Source organism: Vibrio penaeicida (assembly GCF_019977755.1).
GTDB classification, from domain to species: Bacteria; Pseudomonadota; Gammaproteobacteria; order Enterobacterales; family Vibrionaceae; genus Vibrio; species Vibrio penaeicida.
This window is the reverse complement of sequence record NZ_AP025145.1, coordinates 353,018-366,371: the sequence shown is the minus strand read 5'-3', so window position 1 is coordinate 366,371 and position 13,354 is coordinate 353,018. Positions and strand designations below refer to the sequence as shown.

General features: G+C 45.9%; 7 protein-coding genes. 4 read left to right on the top strand and 3 right to left on the bottom strand.

Annotation, left to right across the window (positions count from 1 at the left end; genetic code table 11):
• Window positions 1-284 precede the first annotated feature (284 nt).
• Together LDO37_RS20060 and LDO37_RS20055 are read left to right on the top strand one after the other, a co-directional pair.
• Window positions 285-3,410, top strand: a complete 3,126-nt coding sequence (locus LDO37_RS20060) for a hypothetical protein (RefSeq protein WP_126608568.1) — start codon at window positions 285-287, stop codon at window positions 3,408-3,410.
• Window positions 3,411-3,413: 3 nt separating this feature from the next.
• Complete coding sequence (locus tag LDO37_RS20055; RefSeq protein ID WP_126608567.1) at window positions 3,414-4,697, top strand: patatin-like phospholipase family protein; 1,284 nt, start codon at window positions 3,414-3,416, stop codon at window positions 4,695-4,697.
• A gap of 29 nt (window positions 4,698-4,726) precedes the next feature.
• Here the strand turns inward: LDO37_RS20055 and LDO37_RS20050 are convergent, their stop codons facing one another.
• The 3 genes from LDO37_RS20050 to LDO37_RS20040 all read right to left on the bottom strand — a co-directional run bounded on the left by LDO37_RS20050 (window position 4,727) and on the right by LDO37_RS20040 (window position 8,696).
• A complete protein-coding gene (locus LDO37_RS20050; protein WP_126608566.1) occupies window positions 4,727-5,737 on the bottom strand; it encodes an AraC family transcriptional regulator in 1,011 nt (336 codons plus the stop codon).
• Window positions 5,727-7,100: an MATE family efflux transporter gene (locus LDO37_RS20045; protein ID WP_126608565.1), complete on the bottom strand. Its 1,374-nt coding sequence runs from the start codon at window positions 7,098-7,100 to the stop codon at window positions 5,727-5,729. The genes LDO37_RS20050 and LDO37_RS20045 overlap by 11 nt, the downstream gene beginning before the upstream one ends.
• 273 nt (window positions 7,101-7,373) lie before the next feature.
• Window positions 7,374-8,696: a hypothetical protein gene (locus tag LDO37_RS20040; RefSeq protein ID WP_126608564.1), complete on the bottom strand. Its 1,323-nt coding sequence runs from the start codon at window positions 8,694-8,696 to the stop codon at window positions 7,374-7,376.
• A 522-nt stretch (window positions 8,697-9,218) separates the two neighbouring features.
• On the opposite strand from LDO37_RS20040, the gene yegD reads away from it, so the two are divergent.
• On the top strand, window positions 9,219-10,589 hold the full coding sequence (gene yegD, locus LDO37_RS20035) for a molecular chaperone (RefSeq protein ID WP_126608563.1): 1,371 nt from the start codon (window positions 9,219-9,221) through the stop codon (window positions 10,587-10,589).
• A gap of 726 nt (window positions 10,590-11,315) precedes the next feature.
• Entirely contained in the window at window positions 11,316-13,124 is a 1,809-nt protein-coding gene (locus LDO37_RS20030; protein ID WP_126608562.1) for a S8 family peptidase, read from the top strand.
• Window positions 13,125-13,354: the final 230 nt, after the last annotated feature.

Below are 13,354 nucleotides of genomic sequence, written 5' to 3'. Positions count from 1 at the left end.
CCGGAATCAACATCACACGTTAGTTATAAATACATTAGTAATTTATAACCAACGTACCTCATTATAAAAACCGAGCAACTTGTATGAGTCGTCTTGCACTGCTCCTTTCATCACCTTATGTATGAAGACCATTTGCAAGTTGCCGGATCTTTCTGTTTTACGCGTGCAGAAATTAAAACCGATTGCGCGAATAAAACGGCTTTAGCGATGCAAGGCATTTATCGCTAAAAGAGCAGTCATGGAAAGTAAAACGCAGTTTGCATTTCGATTTATGGAGAAATCAAATGGAAACTTTATTTCGATTGGTGCTTAAACGTCCGGCAGTATCACAAAGTGAAGACGCCCCAAGCATTGAATTATCACAAGCAACGGATTTTCAAGCCGAACTAGGGCAAGCAGAGGGGCAGAATGACTCTCGCAAGGCTTTAAAAACCGCAGCCAACAAATATGTACAAGGTCAGCGCTTTGTCCATACCCCCAAAAATCACGACATCTATAAACCATGGCAAGCACTCGCGTCTTCTTTAGATTCGCTAGAACCGAATGATGCCGTCAACAACCAGCAGGTGTCCGACGCCATCAAAACAGCGTTTGGTTCTGACCCCAATCAAATTGTTGGTCAGGGAGAGTATAAGAAGGCAGTAGAACAACTGCGTGACAGTGTTCTCGCCATCAAATACCTTCCGCAGGAACACAACAAGCCAATCGAAATCTTGTCACAGATGCTGCGCGATCTTGAACTAATAGCGAAAACAGATGATGACAATGCATTTCCCGGAACCGGTACAGCACTAAGGCGCTACCGAAGACGATCCTTAAAAATGCCCACCGACGCTCAATTGAAATCGTCACTTTCTACCGTAGAGGCGCAAAAGCAGAGGGAAAAACTCAGGCAAGAAGCCTTGGAACGTCAGAGAAAACAGGCTGAGAGTCAATTAAACCTTCACACTCGGCTGAACAACGCCGTTAAGGAACTTTCTGGGTTAGAAGGTCACTCTTTGGTTCATATACAGCAAGACAATAAAAAAGGCTTTATGGTTGCTGCAGAATTGCGCCCCACGGCCGCCTTCGAGCGAGAAAACAGCTTGGTCAGGGCTTTCACGAAAGGCATTCTGAGTCGGTCTAAGATCATCGACGACAACTTAAAAGAAGCAAAAGTAGGTCAGTTTTCTATTGATGTTGGCAGCGAAAGCAAATCGCTTACGTCACTACTAGAAAAAGCCCGGCACTTCAAAAGCGGAACCCAAGCCTTTACCCCCGTCGATTTAGGAAAAGTAGGGTTTCTTGCCACTCAGCAAGCTGGCAACAAGCTCACCGACAGCACCCGAAAAATTCTGTCGTCACGCAAATTGGACATAACGAAAGATCCAATCGACGAAATTGTTCAAAAGCTTCAAGAAGAAATCGACATGCTTGCAAGCGACTTAGATGGTTTGCTCGGCCGCCCCATGAAGAAATCGTTTAAGCGAATGGGTAAAGCGTTGGTTATGACCAAAACACCCATCGCGACGGCTTGGAACAACATTACCATTGGTTTTTTAGGGAACTTAGGAAACTGGATGGCGCCACTGCTCGTGGACACCCGCGTACCGAGAACACACGGCAGTATTGCCCCCGCAGGCATCGCCGATTTGTTGGTGATTAAGCAGCAACTCAAAGCGTACGAAGGCACCGATATTGCTCACATTGAAAATGTGCTCAAAGGCGAAACCAAAGAAAGGGAACACATAAGGCGTCGGGAAACCGAAGAACTCCTATTCCAAGAAACCGAAATCACAACCAGTGAAGAGCGGGAGTTAGAATCCACCAGCCGTTTTGAAATGAGCCGAGAAACCAGCGAAACCATTAAGCAAGACTCGTCGCTTAAAGCCGGTTTGAGCGTGTCGGGGAAATATGGCCCAGTGGTGGAATTTTCTGCCAGTGCAGAAGGCTCGATATCTCGAAGTAAGCAGGAAGCCACTAAAACCGCGGCCAGTTTCTCGCAAGATGTGACACAACGAAGCGCCAATAAGATAACTGAGCGTGTATTAGAACGGTCTTCATTAAGAGTCACCAATGAAGTCACCGAAACATCGGCACACGGCATTGATAATGTCGATGGCGATGGCCATATCGCTGGCGTGTACCAATGGGTGAACAAGGTTTATCAAGCGCAAATGTACAATTATGGCATTCGCACCATGTACGATTTTATGGTGCCAGAGCCCGGAGCTTTCCTGATTGAAACACTATCCGATGCTCACGCCAGTGCCTTGCACATCGAAAAACCAATGGAATTTAACCTGCGCCCTGATCAAATTACAGAATACAATTACCATTCGTGGGTTCAAGAGTACGGTGCGACCGATGTCAGTGCGCCGCCTGAAATTTACATCACCAAATCACTAGACTTTAAAGCCGGTGGTGGCGATGACGACACACACTACAACCACTCTGGCACCATTCAGATAGACGAAGGCTATAAGGCAATTCACGGCGTTGTGGGTAATGTCGTGAATATCTGGGAAGATAACTTTGTTGTCGATGTCGTGATTGGTAATCGATCCCATCGATTCGAGAACGGCGATTGGGTTTGGAGCACCAGCCTCAGTGGTGAAAGAGAGAGCATTCCATTTGGCTTGCAAACCTGGAAGGTCTCCGACATAGCGGCCATTGTCGAAGTGAAGTGCCAACGAACCGACCGCGCCATGATGAAATGGCGGCTAGACACCCACGCCAAACTGACCAACGCCTATAAAGCTCGCCTATCTGAATACGAAGAAAAGCTCTCAGCTGCCGAACTGCAAGCCGGTGTCGCCATAGAAGGGAAGAATCCCACGCTCAATTTAGAGCTCATGAAAGATGAACTTAAAAAGCATTGCGTGAGTATTCTTACCGAGCAACACTTCGACTTGTTTAACTCCATCGAAACGGGCGGTGAAGGCTTCCCCCAAATCAATATATTTGAAAACGAAGCAGAAGGTCCGTACGTAAGGTTCTTTGAACAAGCATTCGAATGGGAACATGTGACATGGGTGACTTACCCATACTTCTGGGGAAGAAAACCTCTATGGGATGAACGTATCGCTTATGAAGATACCGACCCACTTTTCAATCAGTTCCTTAAAGCGGGTTATTGCCGTGTCTCTGTGCCAATCCGTCCGGGTTTTGAAGGTGCGGTTGACCACTTCATTACCTTCGGTGAATTGTGGGATGGTGGTCCGCTGCCCGCCATTTCAAACCCACTCTATCTCCCCATCGCAGACGAAATTGCAGAACATCTGGATAGACCCGGAGAAGAAGTGCCACAAGGTGACCCTTGGGATGTCCGAATCCCAACCTCACTGGTGCATTTAAGAGCCGACGACAAGTTGCCGAAATGGAAACAGAATGAAGATGGAGAGTGGGTTGAAGATTTGGATGGAGATTAAGCCATGGCACGAATCTCTAATCCAGCGGATGTACACTATCTCGCGCTAGAAGGTGGCGGAGGCAAAGGGGTGACTTACCTCGGTGCCATTCGCGCCTTGGAGCGGCACGGTGTTCTACCTATCAACATTGATACGCCCGGACAAAACCAGATTCGGGGGATCAGTGGTGCTTCGGCCGGCGCCATCACCGCCATGTTTTTAGCGATGGGGTATAACTCCACCCAGCTGCAACAGGTGCTTAATAATTCCAGTACCTTTACTGGCTTTTTTGATGGACCAAGCATTGGGCTGTCTCGCTCGGTGGATCGGAACAATCGCCCCGATTTGCACACCAGCGCGCCAAATGGAGTTCGACCTATCGATCATATTCGCCAACAAAGCCAAAGCATTCGTGGCTTGTCGATGTTGGCGAGCGCGGTCGGTAATCTGGCGAGGAACGGGGCATTTGGCTCCACATCCGATCCCATTGTGCGTAGGCTAATTGCTCACCCCGAACACTACTTGTTTAACATATTGTTCGACCGAGGCATGTTTCCGGGAGTGGCAGCCCGAAACTTCTTGCAAAGTGCGCTCTATGGCACCCTGTGGCAAAGGTTGGTTAACCGGAGAACTCCGCAAGGGCAAGCGCCGCTTATCTACGCCGTAAACGGGTCGGAACTTAACTTTCGTGAGTTCTTTGACCTCACGGGCGTCGATTTAGTGATCACCGGTTCTAACATTACCAAGCACCGACCGTCGGTATTTTCTAAACGGCATACGCCGGATTTCCCCGTCGCAGAAGCCGTGGGAATTTCGATGAATTTACCGGTGTTGTTTAAACCGGTTCAGGTGGAAGCGAATGTGCCTACAGGGCAATACAACCAAAGAGCAGATGACTATCATGGAATGTGGATGGACGGTGGGGTGTTAAACAACTTCCCCCTTCATGCGTTTGATTTTCTATCGCCTTCGGTATCGCCACAACACCCAAACCTTAAGCCGTTAAACGCCAATACTTTGGGGTTGCGACTGACGGATGGTTACCCGCCATCGCAACGTAGGCGCAGTGCCACACCACAACAAGGCACGTTTGATGTACTGCTAAGCCACTTAGGGGATGTACTCGGTACGGTGCTTTACCCGTCTGAAGAGGGACAAATTCGAAGTCAGGATGAACGGGATCAATCCATTGATCTTTACACCTACGATTTAGCGACAACAGAATTTGCCCCACCCGCAAGTAAAAGCGCAACACCCATAGCCGAGGCCGAACGCTCCGTCGACGCGTATTTTAGTCAATCACCCTAACAAGCGACGTTAGCAAGTCGCCTTAACATCTAGTCGCTATAACAACCACCGCTCAGTTCGTTCAACGTTCTGAGCGGTTTTATTTTGATCCAGACTTCTAAGTCAATCCACTCTGGCTTGCCGTCCTTATCCAATGAAGAAATCGGTCTATCATAGCGCTCAATGAGGGGGGCGATATCAGGCTCGTATCCGCTATACGGCAACCATTTCGCGTACAAGCTAATCTGAAATTTCGCAGCATTGTCTGGTTTGCCCTGATACCTGAAAGCCGCATACCGACCCGCATTTAACTTGCCCAGTTCGAATGGTTCGTGGATTTTACTTCGCTGTTCTGGCGTGATCATAAGTGCCGCATCATATCGGCACTTTTCTCTGGGGGTAAAAAGCAGGTTGTCGTGGCACATTGCAAGCCGAACCTGATCCATGGCACCTATGTCGTTCTCTAGCCCCCAATCAATCAACGTATTCCAGCACTGGAATATACTTGGCAATAAATACCCATCTTCCGACCTCAATGAACAGAGCTCGATGTCTGGTGATTCAAAGATCCTGTCGGGGGTAATAGCCTCACTAGGTGGGCAAACTTTGGCTTCGGCTCGCAATGTATGAATGTGTTGCAAAATAGCCGTATCGATTGGCTGCTTAAGCGGGGTTTTTACACCATTCAACGAGTTGGGCTTACCACTTTTTACCCCATAGGGCGTGATACCAAAATGATCTTTAAATGAGCGAGAAAAATTCGCACTGCTGGAAAAGCCAAATTGCATGGCGATATCTGTTATCGACAATGATTCGTGAAAAAGCAGCGCGTTTGCGGCTTTCTCAAGCCTTAACCGATTACTGTATTGCGATAAGCTTTCACCAATAATAGCGCTAAAGATTCGCTGAAAATGATATTTGGAAAAGTGGCTCAGCTCTGCCGCCTTCTCAAGCGTCAGTGGTCGATCCAAATGCTGATGAATATAGGCTAGAACGGGCTCTAGCCTTTCACTATAAACCTGCCAACTGCTGGCTGACAGGGAGTTCACACTAAACGTCAACGTAACTCAACTCCGGTTCAGAAAGTTTTTTGTACTCTTTAAAACACAGCAATAACGTAATACCTGCTGCCAAAATATCACTTGCGACAATCGCCAAGAATACCCCTTCCAAATCAAAAAAGTACGGCAAAATAAAGAGCAATGGGCTCATAATAAACACAACACGCAACAAGCTGTACATCGTTGCCAGTTTGGCGTTGCCTTTTGCTTGGTAGAACCCTGTCGCCAGCATGTTGATTCCAGCCAATGGTAAGCCCCAAATGGTGGCAAATATGATAATTTTCCCGTAAGAAATCAATTCCTGTTCCGTTGTAAATACGCCCATCAACCATTCGGGTACAGTAATCAGCAAGAGTGTGACAAAACTGGAATACGCAACCATTGCCGTCAGCGCAACTTTAATACTTTGTTGAACTCGGCCCATCGCCTTCGCACCAAGGTTAAAACCACATATGGTTTGAAACGCAATCAGCATCGCTATCATAGGCAGGATAATGAAAATCGACAGCCTTCCCAAAATGCCGTAAGCGCTGATCCAATCTTTAGATGCTATTTCTGTAAATTGAAAATTCACCAAGCCCGTTTGAATCGCCATGCCCATTTGAGCAACCAACACAGGTACACCTAAAGCGGCAATAGAACCCCAAAGCCGAACATTGAATTGAAAGGAAAAGCGAACCAAGGTTTTTCCTTTTAAATACATGTAGATCCCTATACTCATGGAAACCACTTGTGAGAGTACCGTTGCCCAAGCCGCACCAGATACACCCCACTTCATGACAACGATAAACAGGTAGTCCAACACAATATTCAAAACGGAAGAGGTCAGCATCAATAGCATCATGATCTGCGCTTTGCCTTCAGCACGGAATACGTCGCCAAAAACAGGGAGCATCATCGCTACGATAGCCGTAAGAACGATGGGTTGCGCGTACTGGAATGCTTGATCATAAAAAGCGGGTGAAACGGCGAGGAATTCAAGCACAGCGTCTAGGTGCTGCCACCCGATAACAAAAAATATCACACTAAGAGTAGCAGTAAGAAAAACGGCGTTCCCAGCCACGTTTCCTGCATCCGATAGTTTCCCTTCTCCGATAAGCCGCGTAAGTATCGCTGCCGTGCCCGAGGAAATCATCGCACCCACTGAGGCGATCAGCATTTGCATTGGAAACACCATCGAAACCGCGCCAATCGCATCCGCCCCTACCCATCGTGCAATGAAAATACCATCCACCAAATTGTACAAGCCAATCACTAACATTCCGATACAAATGGGAATGGCAGTTTGCATAAACAGAGGGAAGATGGGCGTATTCGCTAATTGTTGAGTCGATGCTTCTTTACTGGTGTTCCTTGCGGACATGTTGATTCCTTTTTATTAAGCCTGGTCGCCATTCTAGGTGTTAACTGACTAAAAGAATTTTCAATTCTTGCGATGATTCGATTGCCAGATTATGTAGCTTAAAACTGTGGGTATCGGAGTTAGCATCTTGAGGTTGTAGAGCGTGAATGCAACTGATGTTACAAATGGTATCCACATACGAAATAACTTCAGCTTTGGATAAATAAAAACAAAAAAGCCCAACCGTTGATTCGGTCGGGCTATCGGGGGGTAGTATAAATCTAAAAAGCGATCTTAATTAAAAGTGATAGCAATCGCCGCGCGTTTCTCTGTTAGCGAGAATATTTCACTTTCTGTAATGATGTGAAGCTTGCGGCTATTCGCGTCAGAGTAATCCAAAACAACGGACTTTACTTCCGGTAATGCGTTGCTCAGCGTTGTTACCAAAGCATGTTGGTGGGTTGCACCAACAACTTGTGCTTTGTTAAATGAACCGCTGTCATTTGTGTTCAGTTTCACCATAGCTCTAGAATCCGCTCCTTCCACGCTCACTACCATCTCTTTTAAAGAGTGGCTCGCAAACTTCGCCGTCACGTTCTCGCTTGCTATGTTCCCAACCCATTCTGTACTTTTAAGATCTTCAATTTTGGCGGATTTGACCAAACGATTATACTTAATGATTTCCTCAGAAGTATCGGAAGACAGCGTTAGCGAATCGCCATTAACTTGAAAACGATTTTTGGAACTCAACTCCCTAGGCCAATCCAAATGTATCCGATCCAGCCAATGAAACTGACCAAATTTAATAGACCCTTGAGTTAGGTCGAAGCCATTTGCATGCGTGTGGTCAAACCCAAATGTCGTTCCTTGATTTCCAACTATCGACTCGCTGCTCATACCATTTGTGATATTGAAACCGCCGAACATACCGCCTACATAAGTTTCTGCTGCAATACCTGTGTCTGTTTGAGCGCTTTCAAAGATACGTAATGCGTGATTGTGAACCACAAAGTACGGATAGTCTATTGGTGCTTGTTGAACTCGCTCCAAGTAAAGGTCCACAGAAGGCTTCTCATCGGATTGGCTGCCGGATGCAGAGTCATTTCCTCTTACCCAGTAAGTATCGAGCACCGCTTGTCGAGCGCGTTGTGCCTCTACTTCTTTTGTAACGTCACTAAATGACAACGTTGCGCCAGTGACTTTAGAAGAAAGGCTCGTTCTACTGCTGTCGAATATCCTTAAGCTGTTGATGTTGTCTGCCGTTACCAAAGTTCGAAGATCATCAAACTCTTCCGTGCTGCATCGATGGGTGCTGTCAAATTTATTGAGCTTAATATTCATCCCGCCACCAAAAGTGCTAGTAGGATCATTCAGGTTTAGCGTACCCAAAACATAACCACAAGTGTGGTCAATGTTAAATACGATCGAACCCGCTCGAGATTGATCGGCAAATGTCATCAACATTTTTTGGTTTGATTTATTATCAACAAACTCCGAGTAGGACATAACACGTCCTTCTAGCCCCTCGGTAAAGGATGGTGATTGGGCTAGAGCTGACGCTGAAGACAGAGTAAATACTACTGCAAGCGACAATTTAGAGAGATTCAGGGTTTTCATTGTGTTCTCCGGTATTATTTTTATTTGAACGTCAGAAGTTCTGCGTAAATTCGCAATGACGTATACAAAATGCGTATCTGAAGTGAATAAATGCTTAAGAAAATAAAAATTCAAACAACAGACAATGGAATACGGTTAAAAAATGATTCCAAAAACAAAAACACCGACTCCGACTATTTAACCAGTTCATATCGGACTGCATCCCTTATAAATACTGGCTTTGCGAAATTTCGATGGCACGGAGAAACCTATTGATTTTCATTTTTTCCGTCAATGGGAATGTTCCCTTTCATTGATCTCCAGTCAAACTTTTAAACAAATCTCAAAATCTCTGAAATTTATTTTAGTCTCCTATTTTGCATAAAGATCACAATACGCTGCACAGTAACAATTTCCTCTTCAATTGAGTTGTTTGGTCTATACCCAAGTAACCCCAAGATACTTGGGTATATTTAAATATTTATTCAGTCTTTCATTTGCTGTAGAATCGCCGACCTTTTTCACTCAAATACGGGAGATGACATGTATATTGGTTTTGATTATGGAACCGCAAATTGCTCGGTAGCATCCATGTTGAAAGATGCGACATCAGGGAAAGACACACCCGTATTAATCCCGTTAGAGAATGACAGCAACTTTATTCCTTCTACACTTTGTGCTCCTACACGGGAAGCCGTTTCTGAGGCGTTGTTTCGTCATCACGGGATCTCGCCAAGTGATTCCGTTGGCGAACAAGTGCTCAGGCGCTCCATTGCTTTTAACCGCGAAGAAGACATCGAAGTACTGGCAGATGACATTTTATTTGGTCAAGCCGCGTTGGATTTGTACCTCGAAGACCCTAGAGAGGTCTATTACGTAAAATCTCCAAAATCCTTCTTGGGTGCCAGTGGTTTGCACGAAATCCAGATCCGTTTTTTTGAAGATTTGGTTTGTTCGATGATGGTTAATATAAAAAACAATGCCGAGCACCATATCGATCAAGTGATAAATGATGCGGTGATCGGTCGACCAATCAACTTCCATGGTCGTGGCGGTGAAGATTCGAACCAGCAAGCCGAAACCATTTTACGTAACGCAGCAACGCGTGCAGGCTTTCGTAACATCGAATTCCAATTCGAACCCGTAGCCGCAGGGCTCGACTATGAAAACACCTTGAGCGAAAACAAAACCGTTTTGGTGGTTGATATCGGCGGTGGTACCACCGACTGTTCGTTGATAGAAATGGGACCAAGTTGGGCACATCAAACCGATCGCACTGCCAGTTTACTAGCGCACAGTGGTCAACGAGTTGGAGGGAATGATTTCGATATATACCTTGCGTTCAAACAACTTATGCCTGCATTTGGTAAGGGTTCGAAAACCCACGCGGGCATCGATATCCCTTTAAATCAGTTTTGGAACCCCGTCGCCATCAATAATGTTGAAGCGCAGCGTGACTTTTATGGCAGAGAGAATCACAAAGTCCTCAAGCAATTAAGAAAAGATGTCCTAGAGCCAAACAAGATCGAACGCTTGTTGCAGGTTTACATGGAAACACTCGGATACAGTATTATTCGTCAGGCGGAGCAAGCCAAAATCGCACTGTCCGATGCATCGCTGTTTACAACTCAGTTAAATTTGATTTCTGAAATGTTGGAAGTCGATGTTTCACAAGCTCAGATGGCTGAGGCTGTCTCGACTCCCCAAGAAAAAATGATTGATTTGGTCGCCGAAGCCGTCAGCTTGGGTGGAAAGAATCCAGATGCCATTTACCTAACCGGTGGTAGTGCTCGTTCTCCAATTTTGCGCGCTGCGATCGAGGCTCAGTTACCTAACATACCAATCGTTAGCGGCAACTTCTTCGGCTCGGTAACAGCAGGTTTAACTCATTGGGCAAATACCTGCTTTCGGTAACACGCACCGCTTACTGAAGCGCTGATAGCAGCGCAACTTTTGAAAAGACGGTTTAAAGCACAGCTTGAATGGCTGTGCTTTTTTTTACCCGCAATGCTCGTATTTTGTACAAAATGAGATCTCACCATTCAACCAACCTACCTGTCTTAGCCCTGACACTTTCCCCAAAACATAGTCAATTTCTCTACCAAACTGATGTATTCACCATATTTCACAACACAAACCCCAATTAATGTTGTTATGCAAGAAATTTCATCTCAAACAAATTCTTAATGACACGACAAAATTCGTTTCATGAATGTACATGAGGTTATCCATACATGATTCCATATATTCGATGGAATCCTATAAACAAGACTTTTTATATCTTAATGTTTTGGGCATGCATTACATGTACTCAATGGTCATGAAGAAAGCTTCAGGGGAGCGACATGACTAACGTTGTTATGAGTACAAATAAGCCCAATAACTCTCAAGATGTTAGTTTCATCGAGTGTAATTTGGGTAGATAGGCGACAAACGGAATACGTCGTCATATATAGATTTAGCGAATCAGGGATGTGTTGCTCAATCTTTAGCGTGTTAATCAGATACGCCACTTAAGCGCTTTAATGCTTGTGTGAGGATTGCCGAATGACAGTAGGCATAGCCCCACCTGTATAGCAGGAGCAAAAATAAATTGGTGTCTCTGGATGTACGCGCCCAAAATAGTCACGGAGAAAAGAAGTGAAACGTTCTAACTTCAAATTAACGGCAGTGGTTTCCGCCTTATTACTTGCAGGGGCAACAGCATCGAGCGCAATGGCAGCAGACGCTTCATCATCGCTGGTTCAACCACAAAATTCCTACCACGCACTTTCGCGTGCACTAAAGGATATTCCGCCTAATAAAGTACAGCTGATCGTTAAATATAAGTCTTCTGGTCAAGCCCAAAGTGGGTTTATGGCGTCGATTGTTAAAGCACAGCAATCAGACTCGATTCGCAGTTTGTCCAACAATATTACGAATGAATTAGGCAACGAAGTTCGATACAAACGTGCGATGCTGCTTGATGATCATCACGTTGTGAAAATTGACAGCCGCACCAACGCCTATGGGTTGGAAGCGATAATCAGTAAATTAAACGCTGATCCGAATGTAGAAAGTGTCGAGCTGGATGGCTGGGCAAAACCCTTCTATACGCCTAGCGACCCTCAATATTCAAGCCAGTGGCATTACAGTAACCCTAATGTCGGTATCCGTGCGGATCAGGCATGGAACAAAGCCACAGGTCAGGGCGTGACGGTAAGTGTGGTCGATACGGGTTATACCAATCACCCAGATCTCACGCCAAACTTAGTATCACACTACGATTTCATCAGTAATTCTTGGACATCCCGTGACGGCGATGGTCGAGATTCTAACGGTATCGATGCAGGTGACCGCAGCGCTTATGGGGAGTGTGGAAACGACCAATACGGTAACCCTATCCCTGCGAGAAATTCAACATGGCACGGTACTCATGTACTTGGCACAGTGGGTGCTGTTGAAGGAAATGGTCAATACGGTGTTGGGGTTGCGTTTGATGCGAAGCTCACGTCAGCTCGTGTGCTCGGCCGTTGTGGTGGTTCCGTTTCCGATATTTCAGATGGCATCATCTGGGCTGCGGGGGCAGGCAACGTTAACAACCCTAATCCAGCACAAGTGATTAACTTAAGCCTTGGTGGTGGAGGCAGCTGTGGTTACACCTACCAAAATGCGATAAACGCTGCGAGAAACAATGGTGCAGTTGTCGTTGTGGCGGCAGGTAACGATAGAACCAACACTCAAAACGTACGCCCAGCAAACTGCCAAGGCATTATTACTGTCGGTGCATCCGACACATCCGGCAACCAAGCTAACTTCAGTAACTATGGTTCTGAGGTTGATATTATGGCACCCGGCGTGAGCATATTGTCTACGGTCGATTCGGGTACAGCGACACCTCAAGGTCCGTCTTCAACAAGCATGAATGGTACGTCAATGGCGACCCCTCATGTTGCGGGTGTTGCGGCTTTAGTTAAACAAGCCTTCCCAGCAGCAACGCCTGATCAAGTTGAATCCATTATTAAAGATTCAGCACGTCCTTTCCCTGGCTCTTGTAACAATGGCGGATGTGGCGCAGGTATGCTGGATGCCAATGCCGCTGTTGACCGCGCCCTCCAATTAGCTGGTGGCGGTGGAACACCAGATCCGGACCCAGCACCTGGCCAAGGTGGCAATGCTCAAGCAAGCAACCTATCTGGCGCACAAGGAAGTTGGGACCATTACAATATTGATATTCCTGCAGGCATGAGCAAGCTCACCATTAGCATTGCTGGCGGGACTGGCGATGCCGACTTATACGTTAAGTTCGGTAGCCAACCATCGACATTCAATAACGACTGCGCACCTTGGATAAATGGCAACACAGAGTCTTGTGTTATCAATAATCCAACCGCTGGAAAGTGGTACATCGCCTTAAACGGCTACCAGTCTTACTCAAACGTCGATTTGACAGTTACGTGGACTCCATAAAAATCATGGATCTCAATCCATTTGCCCGGCATTAATGCCGGGCTTTTTTATACCTACACTCATTGTACTCACTTTCATTTCATCCATCGCTCTCGTCTTGCAGCTACAACCTCAGTATCCACATTTTGGAACACTGTCACTAAATCATTAAATGTGAGATTTATTAATTTCATTTAATCCAAACTATTCTCATAACTTCTTAAAACTACTTGAATTTTTTACGTTCATTT

What these genes read in the sequence shown, in the direction of transcription:
- LDO37_RS20040 (WP_126608564.1), bottom strand. Translation starts at nt 8,696, where the DNA reads ATGAAAACCCTGAATCTCTCTAAATTGTCGCTTGCAGTAGTATTTACT.
- yegD (WP_126608563.1), top strand. Translation starts at nt 9,219, where the DNA reads ATGTATATTGGTTTTGATTATGGAACCGCAAATTGCTCGGTAGCATCC.
- LDO37_RS20060 (WP_126608568.1), top strand. Translation starts at nt 285, where the DNA reads ATGGAAACTTTATTTCGATTGGTGCTTAAACGTCCGGCAGTATCACAA.
- LDO37_RS20045 (WP_126608565.1), bottom strand. Translation starts at nt 7,100, where the DNA reads ATGTCCGCAAGGAACACCAGTAAAGAAGCATCGACTCAACAATTAGCG.
- LDO37_RS20055 (WP_126608567.1), top strand. Translation starts at nt 3,414, where the DNA reads ATGGCACGAATCTCTAATCCAGCGGATGTACACTATCTCGCGCTAGAA.